The organism is Marinomonas rhizomae (assembly GCF_024397855.1).
Classification (GTDB): domain Bacteria; phylum Pseudomonadota; class Gammaproteobacteria; order Pseudomonadales; family Marinomonadaceae; genus Marinomonas; species Marinomonas rhizomae_A.
Map to the genome: position 1 here is coordinate 2,783,907 of NZ_CP073343.1, position 17,599 is coordinate 2,801,505.

At 46.0% G+C, this 17,599-nt stretch carries 16 protein-coding genes; 8 read left to right on the plus strand and 8 right to left on the minus strand.

Translation table 11 applies throughout. The annotated features are described in order from the left end of the window. Positions 1–62: 62 nt before the first annotated feature. The 4 genes from KDW99_RS13170 to KDW99_RS13185 form a co-directional block, all read right to left on the minus strand. A complete protein-coding gene (locus KDW99_RS13170) occupies positions 63–2,420 on the minus strand; it encodes a zinc/cadmium/mercury/lead-transporting ATPase (protein ID WP_255825344.1) in 2,358 nt (785 codons plus the stop codon). A gap of 96 nt (positions 2,421–2,516) precedes the next feature. Next, positions 2,517–2,801, minus strand: coding sequence for a hypothetical protein (locus KDW99_RS13175; RefSeq protein WP_255825346.1), 285 nt, complete (start codon positions 2,799–2,801; stop codon positions 2,517–2,519). Positions 2,802–2,989: 188 nt separating this feature from the next. Further along, positions 2,990–3,529: a hydrolase gene (locus tag KDW99_RS13180; protein ID WP_255825347.1), complete on the minus strand. Its 540-nt coding sequence runs from the start codon at positions 3,527–3,529 to the stop codon at positions 2,990–2,992. Between the two features lie 32 nt (positions 3,530–3,561). Next, a complete protein-coding gene (locus tag KDW99_RS13185; RefSeq protein WP_114412474.1) occupies positions 3,562–4,161 on the minus strand; it encodes a pentapeptide repeat-containing protein in 600 nt (199 codons plus the stop codon). 185 nt (positions 4,162–4,346) lie between these two features. On the opposite strand from KDW99_RS13185, the gene KDW99_RS13190 reads away from it, so the two are divergent. The 8 genes from KDW99_RS13190 (at position 4,347) to KDW99_RS13225 (ending at position 12,859) form a co-directional block, all read left to right on the plus strand. Next, positions 4,347–6,176 carry an ABC transporter permease gene (locus KDW99_RS13190; protein WP_205115214.1) on the plus strand — a complete coding sequence of 610 codons (1,830 nt, stop codon included), beginning with the start codon at positions 4,347–4,349 and terminating at the stop codon, positions 6,174–6,176. A 1-nt stretch (position 6,177) separates the two neighbouring features. After that, complete coding sequence (locus KDW99_RS13195) at positions 6,178–7,347, plus strand: ABC transporter ATP-binding protein (RefSeq protein WP_205115215.1); 1,170 nt, start codon at positions 6,178–6,180, stop codon at positions 7,345–7,347. 23 nt (positions 7,348–7,370) lie between these two features. Next, positions 7,371–8,489 carry an ABC transporter substrate-binding protein gene (locus KDW99_RS13200; protein ID WP_255825348.1) on the plus strand — a complete coding sequence of 373 codons (1,119 nt, stop codon included), beginning with the start codon at positions 7,371–7,373 and terminating at the stop codon, positions 8,487–8,489. 98 nt (positions 8,490–8,587) lie between these two features. Then, the gene (locus KDW99_RS13205) at positions 8,588–9,442 is read left to right on the plus strand and encodes an inositol monophosphatase family protein (protein WP_255825349.1); all 855 of its coding nucleotides are present in this window, start codon (positions 8,588–8,590) and stop codon (positions 9,440–9,442) included. A gap of 32 nt (positions 9,443–9,474) precedes the next feature. Beyond that, positions 9,475–10,110 carry a dual specificity protein phosphatase family protein gene (locus KDW99_RS13210; RefSeq protein WP_205115218.1) on the plus strand — a complete coding sequence of 212 codons (636 nt, stop codon included), beginning with the start codon at positions 9,475–9,477 and terminating at the stop codon, positions 10,108–10,110. Next, entirely contained in the window at positions 10,107–11,123 is a 1,017-nt protein-coding gene (locus KDW99_RS13215; RefSeq protein WP_255825350.1) for a LacI family DNA-binding transcriptional regulator, read from the plus strand. Before KDW99_RS13210 ends, KDW99_RS13215 begins: the two co-directional genes overlap by 4 nt. A gap of 108 nt (positions 11,124–11,231) precedes the next feature. Continuing rightward, entirely contained in the window at positions 11,232–11,645 is a 414-nt protein-coding gene (locus tag KDW99_RS13220) for an acyl-CoA thioesterase (protein ID WP_255825351.1), read from the plus strand. Between the two features lie 140 nt (positions 11,646–11,785). Then, complete coding sequence (locus tag KDW99_RS13225; RefSeq protein WP_255825352.1) at positions 11,786–12,859, plus strand: DUF748 domain-containing protein; 1,074 nt, start codon at positions 11,786–11,788, stop codon at positions 12,857–12,859. A 76-nt stretch (positions 12,860–12,935) separates the two neighbouring features. On the opposite strand, the gene iolG is transcribed toward KDW99_RS13225, so the two are convergent. The 4 genes from iolG to iolE form a co-directional block, all read right to left on the minus strand. Beyond that, positions 12,936–13,934: an inositol 2-dehydrogenase gene (gene iolG / locus KDW99_RS13230; protein ID WP_255825353.1), complete on the minus strand. Its 999-nt coding sequence runs from the start codon at positions 13,932–13,934 to the stop codon at positions 12,936–12,938. 258 nt (positions 13,935–14,192) lie between these two features. Continuing rightward, positions 14,193–15,020, minus strand: coding sequence for a 5-deoxy-glucuronate isomerase (iolB, locus tag KDW99_RS13235; protein ID WP_255825354.1), 828 nt, complete (start codon positions 15,018–15,020; stop codon positions 14,193–14,195). A 20-nt stretch (positions 15,021–15,040) separates the two neighbouring features. Further along, positions 15,041–16,561, minus strand: a complete 1,521-nt coding sequence (locus KDW99_RS13240; RefSeq protein ID WP_255825355.1) for a CoA-acylating methylmalonate-semialdehyde dehydrogenase — start codon at positions 16,559–16,561, stop codon at positions 15,041–15,043. Between the two features lie 52 nt (positions 16,562–16,613). Beyond that, positions 16,614–17,546: a myo-inosose-2 dehydratase gene (gene iolE / locus KDW99_RS13245; protein ID WP_255825356.1), complete on the minus strand. Its 933-nt coding sequence runs from the start codon at positions 17,544–17,546 to the stop codon at positions 16,614–16,616. Positions 17,547–17,599: the final 53 nt, after the last annotated feature.

Sequence of the window (17,599 nt, forward strand, 5' to 3'; positions counted from 1 at the left end):
TGAAATATTGATGACTGGCGGTTCATTTTATCAGTCAAAACAAGATACTAAACATAGCCTATTCACTTACTGGCATTCTCTCTGAGCAACCTTAATGCATTCGCAGTAACCAAGGCCGTTGCGCCAGAATCCGCCAACACGGCAAGCCAAAGCCCAGTTAAACCCAACAAGGTTGTCACCAAAAACACCGCCTTTAATCCTAAGGCAATGGTGATATTTTGACGAATATTGGCATTGGTCGCACGGGATAAGCGAATCATCTCAGCCAAGCCTTGCAAACGATTATGCGTCAGTGCTGCATCCGCCGTTTCTAACGCCACGTCTGCGCCGCTCCCCATCGCAATGCCTATGGTAGATGCCTTCATCGCTGGTGCGTCATTAATACCATCGCCCACCATGGCTGTCGCCTGCTGTTGATTCAATTCAGTCACCGCGGTGACTTTATCTTCCGGCAACAAGCTCGCGCGGTAATCTATGTTCAGCTCTGCGGCAATCGCCGCAGCGGCACGGGCATTATCACCGGTTAGCATTACACCATTAATACCCAAATCGGCTAAGTCTTTAAGCGCGGCTTTAGCGTCATCGCGTAATCTATCCCGCAACGCGATCAAGCCAGAAAGTTCGCCATCTTCAAGTACAACAACAACCGTTTTACCCTCTTCTTCCAAGCCAATAACTTGCTGTTGAATAGAATCATCTAACGCTTGCTCTAACTTACTTGGTGAGCTGATTTTGATTTTTCTACCTTCAAAATCCCCTTCTACACCAACACCCGCCAAGGTCTTGCGATTATCAGCATGAACGAGAGCAACACCCTGCTGCTCGGTGTAATCCACAATAGCCTTCGCCAATGGATGATGGGACCCCATTTCAACCGACGCTGCTGCCGCCAAGACATCACTCACATTTGCATTATTAAAAGGCACCACATCTGTCACGCTTGGTTTGCCTTCTGTGAGCGTACCGGTTTTATCAAAGGCGATGGTTTTGATTCGGCCTAATTGCTCTAACGCCAATCCGCCCTTAATCAAAGCGCCTCGACGAGTGGCCGCCGCTAGACCAGAAGTAATCGCCGCAGGCGTAGAAATCACCAAGGCACAAGGACAGCCAATCAATAACAAAGCCAAGCCGCGATAAATCCAGGTATCCCAAGGTTGAGCGAAAGCCAGAGGTGGAATCAAAATCACTAAGACAGAAACCAGCATAATCACTGGCGTGTAGATGCGACTGAATTTATCCAAGAAGCGCTCAAGTGGTGCTCGGCGCTCTTCCGCTTCTTCAATAAGATGCAAAATCCGATCTATGGCGTTATTACCGGGTTGTGACACGACCTTGAGTCGCACCACTCGGTCAGCCAACAAGCTGCCAGCGGGAACTTTTTCATCTCGTAATCGCTCAACAGGTACAGATTCACCCGTCAACGCGCTTTCATCGAAGCTTGCCATTTCGGACAAGAGTTCCGCATCCGCAGGCAAGCGCTCACCCGGTGACACTTCAATTTCATCTCCTGGACGTAAATCCGCAATAGAGATTTTTTGGCGCTCACCATTTTTGATAATCAAGGCTTCTTCTGGCAGCAAGGCCATCAAGGCGCTGACGCCCTTGCGCGCACGATTTGCGGCAAAGGATTCCAAGCACTCGCCAATCATAAACAGCAACAACACCATGGCCGCTTCTGCGGTGGCACCAATAAATAATGCGCCTATCGCCGCGACACTCATCAAGGTTTCAATGGCAAACGGCGAGCCACTGCGCATCATTCGCCATGATTTTTTCACGATGGGCACTAAACCAACCAAGGTGGTAACAATAAACGCCGTCTCACCCAATACAGGATTTAATTGCGTTATTCCCCAGCTAAATAGCATGAGTACAGCTAACCCGACAATCGGGCCGTATCCTCGCAAGTTTTCAAAAGACAACAATGATGAGGAAGCTTCTGGAACCGCCGTTAAAGGCTGTAAATCAAAACCTATGCCTTTTACGGCTTCTTGGATTTTGTCAGACACATCAGCATCCGCCGAAACACGTAATTTTTCGGTAGAAAAAACCACGTTGGCGCTCAGTACGCCATCCACAGAAGATACCGCCTTTTCAATGGAACGCGCACAACTGGCACAATCCATTCCGCTGACTCGCCAACTATAGTTTTGTTTTCCGGTTACTTGGGCTGCAGGGGTATCGTCAGCTTCCGCGGATGTACAGCAACTGGCGTCGCCTTCGTCATCGGAAGAACAGCACGAACTTTCTTTCTTGCCGCTACCGTCGCTTGCGCAGCAAGAGGAAACCTCACTCGATGTCGAGCAGCAAGATCCGCTTGTTTCTTGATGTGCGTGTGATGAATGATCTTTTGCTTGATGACACTGACATGAAGAATGAGATTGGCAATTTTCTTTATGGTGACCTGATGAATGATGCATACAACTCTCCTGTTATGAATCTATAACAAGAGTGTAGACCTTAGACAATAGTCCAAGGTCAAGCATCCGTTTCCTATTTCTTAAAAATAAAAAACCTTAGCTCTTAATCGACACGCCTTCTACTTCTAATACTGTTTTAGCATCGGTACGTTCCATGATTTTCACCAAGGCGGATTGAATCACTTCGTCTTCGCGCACATCACTTTGGCCAGCAAAACGCTGATCTTGTGGCTCTGCGCCTTCTTCAGCCGTAAAAGTCACAACCACTTCTGTGGCAATTTCTTCTGTTTCGCCAAAGTACGCAATGGAAAGTTGCGGATAACCTTTGAAACCCATTTTTACTTTCTTCGCGATACGCTTTTTCGATTTATCTATGTTCATGCTGCCTGCCTAGAGGGAAAGGTATTGAGTCTCAATAAAAACTATTGCTGGATTAAACCACAAAGCAGACTAATCAAGGTAAATTAAACATAAAATAACCCCACCCTAGGGACCCTTTTACCAAGAAGATGGGAACAAAAAGCTCTAAACGCCTCCCCCTGCCAAGGGGGGAGGTTTGGAGGGGGTAATCACTTAATTAAACTAAGCGCCGCTCTAAATTCATCCGATCGACAATCACCAATCAATTCAAACAAACACATTTCAAGGCTGGTCACTTCCGCGCCTTTGCGAGCTAACTTGGCGAGCGCCATGCCTTTGTTCTCTATCGTTCGAGATGATACACAATCGCTAACCAATTCCACGTCATAACCTAAATCCAACAAGCCTAGCGCACTTTGATACACACAAATATGCGCTTCGATGCCGGTAATCAGCCACGAGTTCATCTTGGCCTTTTTAACCGCCTCGACAAAAGCAGGTTCGCCACAGGCACTAAAGGAATACTTAGCAATAGGTTCAACCCTATCCAAAACTTCGCGTAGTTCTGGCACAGTTGCGCCCAATTTCTCTGGGTTTTGCTCCAACCACAGAATCGGCATTCCCAATAACTTGGCGGCTTTTACTAGCGTGACCAAATTGGCAATAAAGGCCTCGCTGTCATGAACAATAGTCGCGAGCTTTCCTTGAACGTCTATTACTACCAAACCGGTTTTGTCTTTTCTTAACATGCAGCTTTCCTTTTTTTTTTTGTACGAGAGCTTTATACCAATTTAATACCAAGGGACGTCAGTAAACTTACCGCTTCATATCGACAAAAGATGGCGTTTTTAATGGTGTTTTTCTTCACATCAATATCGTAGTTTGTCGCGCCGTTAAAATCTGCACCGGTCAGATCCGTGTTCACAAACAAACTGTTGGTTAAATCGGTGCCAGTAAAACGCGCACGGGAAATCCTTGCTTCTCGAAAATCCACGTCATGCGCTCGGCAATCTTCAAACACGACACCTGATAATTTCAAGCCGTAAAACGACGAGGCATTCACTAGACATTCTTTAAAAAATAACGGCGCACCGAGCTCCAAGCCACGCCAATAGGCTTTGGTCCAATCCACGCCCAGCACTCTAGATTCATAAAACTGTACATCTGAGAACTTGCTGTTTCTCACATTCACTGCCGTTAATTTGCACTTACGGAACTGACAATCTTTGAAAGTACAAGCATCAAAGAAGGCTTCACTGAAATCACAAGATTCAAATACGCAAGACTCAAATACCTTACGACTCACTTTGCCCTGCTCCATCGACAAATCCATAAAGGTCTTGCCATAAAAAGCCTCATCGTCCGGCAATACATGTTCCATTACACTCTCCCGTTACTAGAAAAACTAAAGTAACAAGAGATGTCTACGCGCTCAATCTAATAAGGCTATTTAGCTTAAAAAACCGTTCGCAAATTTTTTATTGCACATATGTGCAAAATGTCATCGGTTTGTCATAGAGGAAGATTATTGTTTAGAAAATTACATGTTTTTCTAAGGAATAACCTATGACCATCTTGCTCACCGCAGCAGAGCAAAAAAAGCCAAATATTTGGCGACGCGCAAGGCATTCATTTGCTGTTGCCCGACACGAGCCTGCCAATTTGATTGGTCTTGTTCTGGCTATTTTCTTTGCTTATTTGATTCTTGCACCTGTGCTCTCCATTCTCGTGGATTCCTTTATCGTGCAATCCGGAGACGAAGCCAGAACCCACCAAGACGAAGGCAGTTTCACTCTTTACTATATTGTTCGCACTCTGTACTCACGCATTTCTGAAATCCTTTTATGGCAACCTCTCTACAACACCTTAGCCATTGCGGCCAGTACGGTGGTGTTTTCCATGAGTATTGGCGTAGCGCTGGCGTGGTTAGTGAATCGCACCAACATGGCAGGACGCGCTTGGTTCGCCACAGCACTGATTGTGCCTTTTATGTTGCCGACTTGGACCTTCGCTCTCGCTTGGACGACGATTTTTAAAAACCGTACTGTTGGCGGACAACCTGGCTGGCTAGAATCTTTAGGAATCACCACTTCAAACAGCGTGGCTTACGGCTATTTCCCCATCGTTTTTATCTTGGTTTTGCATTACACGCCCTTGGTCATTTTGATTGTCGGCAATGCGTTACGTCGCCTTGATTCGCAAATGGAAGACAGCGCTCGAGTACTTGGTGCGCCATCACGAACCATTGCTTTTTCTATTGTTCTGCCGTTAATTCGCCCTGCCTTAATGTCTGCCGCTTTATTGATTTTTGCCGATTGTATTGGCGAGTTCGCCGTGCCTTATATTTTAGGTTTACCAGTGCGCTATGACACCTTGGCAACTGGTTTGTATCGAGCGCTAGACACCCGTCAAAACGGCGTGGCTGCGGTCATTGCTGGCGTGATTATGATCATCGGTGTGATTACCTTACTGATTGATGTGCGCATGATGAAAGAGGCTCGCCGCTTCGTCACTGTTGGCGGTAAAGGCAATATGGACAGACTGCGCAAACTAGGCCGTATGCGCTTGCCAGCATCTGGCTTTGCGGGGGCCTTTGTATTGATCGGAGTAGTTCTGCCGTTGCTGACCTTATTCTTATCCACCATCATGATTTTGCCCGGCCGTTTTACACTGGAGAACTTCACCTTTGACTATTGGATTGGCAGTAATTTAGACACGGTTGCCCTACGCAATGGCATCTTGCTAACACCAGAATTTTGGCAGGCCGCGTGGAACACTATTGTCATTGTTGGCTCGTCTTCAATGATTTCTGGTGTGCTAGGTTTGCTGGTCGGTTACGCAGTATTACGCTGTTCATTCAAAGGCGTTGGCTCATTTTTACGCCAAATTACCTTCTTGCCCTATTTGGTTCCCGGCATTGCCTTTGCGGCGGCGTTTTTATCTTTGTTCGCTGTTTCGCGCGGCCCGATTCCAGCGCTGTACGGCACGCCAGCCATATTAATTATTGCTCTAGTGGCTTCCAAAATGCCCTTTGCCAGTCGATCAGGTATCGCTGCCATGACACAGCTGGGCAAGGAACCGGAAGAAGCGGCACGTATTGCTGGTGCCAACTGGTTTAGCCGCATGACTAAAATCATTATCCCAATACAAGCAGGGCCATTGGCAACGGGAATTCTGTTGCCTTTCATTTCCGGTATTAAGGGCGTCAGCCTATTCATTATCTTGGCGATTCCATCCACGGATGTTCTCACCACCTATTCACTGCGTTTACTCGATTACAACTACGACCAAGCCGCCAATGCGGTGGTCTTGATGATTGCACTTATCGCTTGGCTTGGCACCGTCTTGATCCAAAAGATCTCTGGTACTGGTTTGGCTCAAGGTCTGGAGAATTAATATGCCTACAATCTCATTAACCAATCTAACGAAATGCTACGACGGCAATACTGAACCTTCCGTTGACCAAGTATCACTGACAGTGGAAGACGGCGAATTCATGTGTTTGCTCGGCCCGTCGGGCTGTGGCAAAACGACGATTTTACGCATGATTGCCGGTATCGAACATTCCACCAGCGGCGAAATTGCCGTAGACGATTTGGTGGTCGATTCAGTTCACCAATCCTGTTTTATTCCACCGGAACAGCGCCGTATTGGTTTTGTATTTCAAAACTATGCCCTTTGGCCTCACATGACAGTAGAACGCAATGTGGACTTTGGTTTGCGCTTACAAAAAGTACCAGCCCAAGAGCGTAAAGAACGTTGTTTGGATGTGATGAGCAAGTTACGCATTCTTGAATACGCCGACCGCTACCCATCTCAATTATCTGGCGGCCAGCAACAACGTGTTGCCTTGGCACGTATGCTGGCGGTGAATCCTGGTATTTTGTTATTAGACGAGCCTTTATCGAACCTAGATGCGACTCTGCGACTAGAAATGCGCGCCGAGCTGCGTCGCTTACATCAGACCTTTGGCACCACCATTATTTTTGTCAGCCACGATCAATGGGAAGCCATGACGCTGGCCAACACCATTGCAGTCATGAACAAAGGGCAGCTGCAACAAATCGGTACGCCAGATGAAATTTACGCCGAACCATGCAATCGCTTTGTGGCTGAATTTATTGGCAACCCAAAAATAAATATTGTTGATTTAAAAGCCTCTGCCGCAGAGCAAGTCAGCCTTGCTAATCATATTCGAAGCAGAATCGCCACCAACGAATTCACCAACGTCTGCGCGATCCGTCCTGAAGAAATCATTCTGACCGATACGGCAAACGCCAATACGCTGCCAATGAGCATTGAAAACATCATGCCAACGGGTGGCAGCTGGGTGATTGAACTGAGTTTTGGTGATGACAGATTATTTCACTCTACTCAGTCTCGTCCGAAGTGGCGAGAAGGAGAGCAAGTAAATGCTTATTTGCCAACATCATCACTGCACTTTTTTGATCAAGCAAACAATCGCCTTGTTCTTCCAGAAACAGATCTCGATTACAGCCATTTACTGCTCAACTCGGCGTCAATCAACCAAAAGCACACCAATCAACCACTCGCTAAACAAGCATAAGCTAATCAACAAAGGAAACCGTTATGAACTTCCCGATGAAAAAAAGCCTTCTTGCACTGACTGTTAGCCTAACCACTTTTGGTGCGGCTTCGACTTTCGCTGCCGACACATTTGATCTTCAAGCATTAATAGCAGCCGCAAAACAAGAAGCACCGCTAACTGTGTATGATTCCACAGGGAAAATTGTTAAACAGGCGGAATCCTTTAGCAAAAAATACGGCATCCAAGCAACAGGGATTAAAGCCAAAGCTTCGCAAATTCTCGAAATTGTCAGCCGTGAAGCGAAAGCCGGCAATGTGAAAGCCGACGTTGCCATTCTGGCCGATGCACCTGCAGGCATGGAGCAGCTTTTATCAAAAGGTTATGTCACCAGCTGGGTACCGAACGATCTAGCTAAACACATTCCAGCAACCTACCAAAAGCCGCTTACTGTGGTTTTAGCTCCAAACATTTGGGCTTATAACACAGGCCTTTATGACTCCTGCCCAATCACCAATATTTGGCAACTGACCCAACCAGAGTGGCAAGGCAAAGTCGCCATGCAGGATCCGCTTGGCAAACCGTCTTACACGGATTGGTTTAATCAGCTAGCCACACACCACGACAAAGCCATGGCCGATGCCTATCAAGCCGAATTCGGCAAACCATTAAAAACCAACGAGAGCAGCGCGACGGCGGCGTTCGTAAAAGCCCTCGCAGAAAACCGCCCATTGGTCACCAGTTCAGACACTGAAGCCGCCAACGCCGTTGGCGCACCAGATGTGAAGGATAGCTTTGTTGGCATGGTCAGCGCGGCTAAGTTCAGAAACAATAAAAATGGCATGAAGCTTGGCCTTTGTGCCGACATGGTGCCATTTAGTGGCTGGAGCTACCCAGGCTTAGGCTTTATCACCACAGGTACTAAGAGCCCTAACGCTGCGAAACTTTTTATTCATTACATGATGACAGCTGAAGGCATCGCGCCACAGGGCGTGGATGGCAAAATGTCCACCAATCAGACTGTTAAACTGCCTACTGACGAGCCTGCAGGGATTGATAAAGTACGCGATCAAATCATGGGGTATGACGCATCCACAGCAAAATCGGATTGGGAAAGCCGTCAAGATTGGCAAGATCTGTGGAGCCTAAGCTTCAAGAATTAAACCGTAAAAGGCTTTAGCGATTATTACTAAGAATGAAATCAGTTGGGACGAATTTTTCCCAACTGATTTATATATAACAAATAGAAAAGGATCCCTCCTTGACCCTCCACGACATCAAAGAAAGTGAATTAGAAAAACGTGAGACCGCTCTGCATGACATTACTCTTAGCGCAGGAGCATTAGCACTGGAACGCTATCACGCCAGAAAACCGGGCGACTTTACCATGAAAGGCCAGCAAGACTTTTTAACAGAAGCCGATGCGCTAGTAGAAGAACACATTCGTCAGGCTATTCATCGGCTTTTTCCTAACGATGGATTGCTTGGGGAAGAAACAGGAGGCTCAGTCACCAACCCATCCCTTTGGGTGGTTGACCCCATTGATGGCACGGCCAACTTCGCCCGTGGCATCGATCATTTTTGTATTTCCATTGCTTTTTTTCATAACGGCGAAACACTACTTGGTGCGATCTACAACCCTACGACAAACGAAATGTATGTAGCGCGCAAAGACCACTACGTCAGCAAAAATGGTCAGGCGCTGCGAGTTTCCACTATAACAGATACCCATAGCTCCTCCTTTGAATTAGGATGGTCTACACGGGTTCCCCAAGAAATCTACTTAACAATCGTTTCTTCATTATTGGCAAGTGGCACCAATATTCGTCGTGGCGCATCTGGCGCGTTGGCATTGGCTTGGGTAGCAGAAGGTCGAACTGACGGCTACGCTGAATCACATATGAATGCATGGGATTGCTTAGCAGGTTTACTCATGGTGCGTGAAGCTGGCGGTCGAACAGGCGTTTACCCTCAGACTCACGAGGAGATAGCCCATGGCGGAGCCATTCTAGCCGTCGCTCCTGGTGTCGCGGAACAGTTTTCCAATGACACCATGATATCTTTGTCCACTAAGACATATAACCGAAAAGAAAATCAATTTGGACTGACTGCCTAATCTGTTGATCCCATACAATGAAAGAGACAATTATGACCACCGAAAAAGTAAAAAAGCGCTACCCTCGCCCACCAATGAGCCTAATTGAGAGCAATATTCCTGGCTGGGGTGTAGATATCTACATTGGCGGTTCGACTGGTGTGGCAGACGCAGAACTACTTGAAAAACATAATATTAAAGTGGTGCTTAACTGCGCGATAAATCTAGATATTGACCTTGTAAACTCGCAAGGGCCTAACCCACCGGAGCACCTGCTAAAGCATGGTTGGGCGCCTGTGCGTTATTACAAAATTGGCATGATCGATGGCCCTGGAAACCCTGAATCCATGATATTGGCAGGTTATCACTTAATGCGTTCAGCTCTAGATCAGGTACTGCCTGAAAAAGCCTCCTATAAAGTTCGTGAAAAAGGCAATATTTTGGTGAATTGTCGTGGTGGACGAAGTCGTTCCGTCACTATAGTTGCCCTATTTTTGCATTTAGAATATCCAGATCGTTACCCGACACTGGATTCTGCCATTGCACATATTCGGGAAAAACGAGAGCTTCACCCAGATGAATGGTATGAAACCCCAAAACCCGCCTTAATTCACCTAGCAGAACGTGCCGCCAGCATGGAAAAGGTACTGCGCGACGCGGGCTTTGGTCAGGATATGAGAAAAGCATGAAAAACCAGCAACAGAAAAATATCGCCAGCGCCGCAGAAGTAGCCAAACTCGCTGGCGTTTCTCGGTCTGCTGTTTCTCGCACCTTTACCCAAGGTGCGAGCGTCTCCAAAGACACTCGTGAACGTGTACTGGCTGCTGCTGCAGAGCTAAATTACCACGTCAATCATCTTGCCCGTGGCTTATCTAACGAGAAAAGCCGCCCCGTTTGTATTCTTGGTGCTAACCTGAATGCACCCTATCAAGCTAGCTTACTTGATGCCCTCACCCAGCGTTTGCAATTGGCTGGCCGAGCGGTGATGGTAATCAATACGTCTGGCGGCGAAGCCAGTGCAGATGCGGCATTACAACAAACGTTAAATTATCGCGCGTCGGCAACGATCGTTTTATCCGGGACACCACAAACCACTTTAATCGAAACCTGCGTAAAGAGTGGCCAACAAGTTATCCTTGTGAACCGTGCTGGCCAATTTGAAGGCACAGACCACATCAGTATCGACTATCAATCCGCCATGGCCGACGCACACCATATGCTTTTAAGAGCCGGCTGCACAAACCTTGCCGTTGTCTCGTCGACCATTCAATCACCCAGTTTACTGACTCGTGAAAAACTCTTTATTCAAGCCGCCGAAGACGCTCAGCAAACTTGTATTTTGTTGCGAGCAGGACCAACCAGTTACCAAACTGGCGTAGACGCAGCACGACGTTTATTAGCCTCACGCGAGAGACCTGACGGTGTCTTTTGCGTTACAGATTTGATCGCCTGTGGTTTTATAGATGTGGCTAAAAATGAGTTTGGTTTAAGAATTCCAGAAGACATCTGCATTGTCGGATTTGATGATATTGAGCAGGCAAGTTGGCTTGGCTACCAGCTCACCACTTTTTCACAACCATTAGGCGCTATGGTCGATGCCATTTCAGAACTCTTGGAAAACGCCTCTGACAAAGCGCGTAGCAAGCAACATTTAACCTTCCATGCACCACCCGTTTGGAGACATTCGGTTCGACCAAGCTAACCACATCGCCCCTTTTCTCTGTTAGTAAAGTCGAGCGATTTTGTTATTTTTTTCTCGATTGAAGCATCGTACTCTTTTGCGTCAGAGCTTTTTTAATAGGGAGTAATCATGCTCAACAAAACACAAATCAAAGTACGCGGCTATCACTTAGATCTTTTTCAACACGTTAACAACGCTCGTTATTTAGAGTTTATAGAAGAAGGCCGCTGGGCTTTCTTTGATCAGTTTTTCGAACGCGACGACTGGATGCAAGAGGATTTTGTTTGGCCCGTTGTTAATATCAATATCAACTTTAAATCGCAAGCCAATTTCGGTGACCTACTCGAGGTACAAACCCACTATACAAAGATAGGTAATCGCAGCATCACCATGAAGCAAACCATTGTAAAACTCCCTACCAATGAAATGGTTGTTGAAGCGGATGTAACCTATGTATGCTTCTCCAAAGCCGCCAAAGCCGCTGTTCCTTTTCCTGATGACATCAGACAAAAAGTCGAGCAATCTATTGCATCTTTAGAGTAGACATAAAGCCGTTCTGATTTTTTGTATGAACAGTGTGGGAAATAAGTGCAAAGGTCGCGTATAGATTAGGGAAAGCCTTACTTTTCATTGAGAAAAATCGCTCTGCCACTTAAGCTAAGTGTTAACAAGGAGACATTAGCATGAAAGCAGAACGACTGAAAAACACCATTACGTTTCTCGTAATGATCTTGAGTATTCTGATCATATTGAGGCTATATTTACCCTATTGGGCGCTTTATACAGTGAATCAAAAATTGTCCGATATGGGCGATTATTCAGGGCATATAGAAAACGTCGATATAGATCTTTATCGAGGCGCATATCAGCTGCAGGAATTGTCTGTTTCAAAAGTAAAAGGCGCACACAAAGTGCCCTTTGTTCGTGCTGACAACATAGATATTGCATTAAGCTGGCGCGCATTATTTAAAGGCGAAATTCTTGCTGATATCTCCCTTGATTCACCACAGGTCAACTTTGTCGACAGTGAAAAAGAGGATAACGCCCAATCGGGCAAAGGTGGCGACTGGCAAGGCGTCGTCGAAGGGCTTATACCTATTACCATCAGTAAAATCAGTTTAAACAATGGTACAATCGCCTTCCGCAATTTCGAATCAGAACCACCGGTTAATATTCAACTTACCGAACTTCACGCTGACGTTTCCAACCTAACCAATATCAGCGGACAAGACGGTAAACGTGTGGCGAGCTTAAACCTAGACGCAAAGTTACTTAATTCAGCCTCTTTGGAAATGAACGCAGAGTTCGATCCTTTTGTCTCTGACGATTTTAACATCGCCTTAAAAACAGAATCCGTCTCACTACCTTTGCTTAATGATTTTGCCCGAGCCTATGCCGGATTTGACTTTCGAGCAGGCACTGGTGAAGTTGTCAGCGAGCTAAAAGCAGAAAATGGAGAGCTAACTGGCTACGTAAAACCCTTATTTAAAAAAGTTGATATTCTGGATTGGCAACAAGATGCAGTAGAAGATGGCGATGGGCTATTCCAACTTTCTTGGGAAGGGTTAAGCGGCGGACTAACAGGCTTATTTACCAACAGCGATACGGACAAAGCCGCGACGATAATAGAGATCAATGGCTCACTAAATGACCCAGAAATCAGTGCTTTCGACGCGGTTTTAGAAGCATTGAAAAACGCTTTTATAGAAGCATTCGATAACAAGTTTGAAGGGCTTAAACCAAAGAGTGATGATTGAACCTCTTTAGAACCAGATAATAAAAAGGGCTAGCAGCCCTTTTTTATTATATTGAGTCAAATCACCTCAATAGAAATTACCAGCTCAATGTCACTTTCTGCCCTGTTTCCAACGATTTCTGTGCGGCATCAGCAAGCATTTGCGCACGACGTCCATCTTCGAAACTTGGAGAGACAGGTTTCTTGGCCAAGACGTTTTCGATGAAAGAGGTTAGCTGCAAGTTATAGGCATCTACGTAACGATCAATAAAGAAGTTATAAAGTGGGTCTTGTACTTGCGTAGTGTCTTTGGTGAAGCGCGTTACCGAGGTTGGCGTTTGGTTATTTGAAATCACCATGCCTTCTGAGCCAAACGCTTCCACTCGTTGATCATAGCCATAGATCGCACGACGAGAGCCATTAATGTGAATCAAACGACCAGATTGGCTTTTCATAATCAACATCACGCTATCCACATCGCCAATTTCGGTGATCTTTTCATCCACCATAGCGCTACCAAAAGCTTGTAACTCAACAATCTCTTCACCTAAGACAAAACGCGCCATATCAAAGTCATGAATGATCATATCGCGGAAAATGCCGCCAGACGATTTAAGATACTCTACTGGCGCCATGCCTGGATCTCGACTAGTAATGATAATCTGCTCTAACTTACCAATACTGCCATCTTGCGCCGCTTTTACCACAGCCGCATGGCTTGGGTCATAACGACGGTTAAAACCAATTTGAATAGGCACATGGCAGTCTTTAATTTGCTCTAAACACGCATTAACCGTAGCCGTATCCAAATCAATTGGCTTTTCACACAAAATCGCTTTACCGGCTTTGGCAGCCTTAATGATCAAGTCCACATGAGTATCCGTACTGGTTGCGATCAAAACCGCATCCACGTCAGGATCAGCTAAGGCCACTTCTACACTATCCGCTACCTGAGCACCGGTTGCTTTTGCTACCGCTTCCGCCGCTGGTGCATAGACATCAAACACATATTTCAAATTCGATTGAGCAAACGCCTGAATATTTTGGGCGTGCATTTTTCCGATTCGACCAGCACCAAACAAAGCAAAATTAAGCATTTTATTATCCCTTCAATGTTATTTTCACTGCTCTCTAAAACAATATTGGCATCACCGAATACCCCCTCCCAACCTCCCCCTTAGCAGGGGGAGGAGCTTAGCACTTTTGTCCCCTCACTTATGCCTTCAAAGGGAACAGAACTTGGTACTTTTGTCCCCTCCCCTTATCTTCAAGGGGAGGGTTAGGGTGGGGTTATCTATTAAGTTACCAACAATAGTTTCGATAACAGCTGTTATTTTTATTTAATAATGTGTGTTCTAAACTTTCTTGTCACGCTCAATAATCCACTCATGATCCGGATCATTATGAAAAATCCAGTTACGACTAGGCCCTGCCATAACGTTCAGGTAGTAGGATTGGTAACCATGTGGCACGCCTACTGGATGATAGCCTTCTGGCACCATCACGAGATCTCCGTCTTCCACAGCCATGGTTTCATCAATACTTCTGTCATCCGTATAAACTCGCTGAAAAGCAAAGCCTTGTGGCGGATCAATTTTGTGATAATAGGTTTCTTCCAGCTGAGTTTCAGCAGGAGCCGCATCGGTATCATGTTTGTGCGGCGGATAGCTTGACCAGCCGCCACTTGGCGTAATCACTTCACAGACTAACAAGCTGTCAGCGGGTTCGTTACCGAATAAGATATTGCACACATGGCGAGTGTTGCTGGTGACACCTCGCGTTTCGTATTGGCATTGCTCCGGTGTGATCAATTTCGCTTGAAACCCGCCTTTTCCCGGTGCTTTGCAAAAGGCTACTTCTACATCGGTAATGGCTTCAACACGAATCTCGTCTTGTGCTGGCGAATACACCGAATAAGGTGCTTTTTGCTCGAACACACTCATACGATCACCAATGTCTTTCCATGCTTCCTGCTTGGTACTGGCATTGACTTTACCTGATAAAACCACCGCGCATACTTCATCGGTTCCAGTTTGAATCGTAATGGATTCGCCCGCTTTCAGTTGATAGGCTTCAAAGCCAACATACTGCCAATTGGCACTTTTAGGTGTCACTAATTGAGTCTGTGACAGCCCTGCTTTCTGATTTTTTTTACTGAGTCTGTTTTTACTTAATAAGGACATATTAAAAACCTCGAAACGGATTATTTCATGGTTGGCATTGAAAACTCTGGACCAGCTCGTAAGCCTGTTGGCCAGCGTGCTGTAATGGTTTTCATGCGAGTGTAAAAACGAACACCGTCTGGCCCATGCATGTGTAGAGGCCCAAACAAAGAACGCTTCCAACCACCAAAACTATGGAACGCCATAGGTACAGGTATTGGAACATTTACGCCCACCATACCGACTTGAACTTTCTCGGTAAACTGACGTGCTGTGTCTCCATCGCGAGTAAAAATAGCGGTGCCATTACCATATTCATGTTGATTAATTAGCGCCAAACCTTCTTCATACGAATCCACTCGGACCACACACAAAACTGGGCCAAAGATCTCTTCGTCATAAATGCGCATGCCCGCTTTAACCTGATCAAACAAAGTGGGCCCAACAAAATAACCTTGCTCGTGGTTCTTACGCACAAAATCACGGCCATCCACCACCAAAGTGGCGCCCTCTTCAACACCTGAAGTAATGTAGTCACGTACTTTTTGCGCATGTTCTTTGCTGATGAGTGGCCCCATGTGCGGCTCTTCTTCAATGCCAAATTGTTTGTACAAACCCGGCCCTATCGTCATGGTGGAAATTTCTGTTTTCAACTTGGTAATCAGATTATCGGCAACATCATCACCGACACACACCGCAACCGAAATCGCCATACAACGCTCACCTGCGGAGCCATAAGCCGCTCCCATTAGCGAATTAACCACTTGATTTGGATCGGCATCAGGCATCACCAACATATGATTTTTTGCACCACCCAGAGCCTGAACACGTTTGCCGTGAGCACTGGCAGTGGCATAAATGTATTCTGCGATTGGGGTAGAACCAACAAAGCTCACCGCTTGAATGCGTTCATCGGTCAGCAAGACATCAACCGACTCTTTATCGCCATTAACGACATTAAACACACCATCCGGCAAACCGGCTTCTTTTAACAACTCAGCAAGACGCATAATGGTACTTGGGTCTTTTTCAGACGGCTTCATCACGAAGGTATTTCCACAAGCGATGGACACAGGAAACATCCACATTGGCACCATGGCAGGGAAATTAAATGGGCTAATACCCGCACAAACACCTAGTGGCTGCATCAGGCTATAGCTATCGACACCACGACCAACATTCAAACTGTGCTCACCTTTTTGTAGATGAGGAATACCACAAGCAAATTCCACCACTTCCAGACCACGAGTCAATTCACCCATTGCGTCTGAATATACTTTGCCGTGCTCGCTGGAAATCAATTCCGCCAACTCATGGCTATGTTGTTCTACCAAGGCTTTGAACTTAAACAGTACACGAGCACGATTTAATGGCGTCACCTGAGACCAAGTTTCAAAAGCCGTTTGTGCTGCGGCAATCGCACTTTGTGTTTCTTCAACCGTACTCAAGGAAATCTGCAATGAAACATCACCCGTTGCTGGGTTAAAGACCTTCGCTTGGCGTGAGGAAACACTTTCTACCGTTTGGTTATTGATGAAGTTACCCATAAAGTTATTAGACATTTTCTTCTCTCTTCTTTCTTATCTTTTAAAGTACATGAATGACCAGTGCGGGTTAAAAATGAAAACCGGCCTTTGCTAAATTCGCTGACAAATACTCATAGCCTTTTGTCGCATAAGTTAATGGATGCGCAATAGCAGGATCTTGCTCCGCTTCCACGACAATCCAGCCCTGATAATCGGCTGCTTTCAGCACTTCAAAAATTGGGAAGTAATCGATACCACCATCTCCAGGCACGGTATAAACGCCCTCCAGAACCGCGTTCAAAAAGGCACTGTCGCGATTGAGGTTGTCTTTCAAAACATCCAGACGGATGTCCTTACAATGCACATGCACTATGCGCTTAGCGTGCTTCTTCGCCATCGCTAAAGCATCACCACCTGCAAAGGTAATGTGCCCTGTATCCAACAATAACCCCACATTGTCGCCCGTCATTTGCATCAATTTATCGACCTCTTCCGAGGTTTCAATCACGGTGCCCATATGATGGTGGTAGGCCATTTTTACGCCTTCCGACGCCATATAATCAGCGACTGCTGTCATGCGTTTCGCGTATTCTTCCCATTGATTTTGGGTCATACGCGGACGTTGTGACAAAGGCACAGATTGATACCCATGAACACACCCGCTGACTTCGGCAAATACCATGACGTTAGAACCCAAGGCCTTTAGTAGATTTAGATGGTCCTGCATGGCGGCAATTTCGTCTTCCACACTCCGCTCCAACAAACGAGCGCTGTACCAACCGGACACCAAAGATAAGTCGTGTTGCTTTAAAATCGGCCCAAGCACACTGGCATCACGGGGAAATTTGTTACCTAATTCAATACCGCTATAACCTGCTTGACGCGCTTCGCTCAAGCAAACTTCTAACGGTGTATCGGCACCTAATGATGGCAAATCATCATTGGTCCAAGTAAGAGGATTAATGCCAATTCTGATCTTTGATTCCGTTGTCGCATTATTATTTTTATTCGTGCTGTTCATGAAATTACTCCAAGATCTATGTTCTTTTTTCTACTTTTTACTTTCTATTTAAA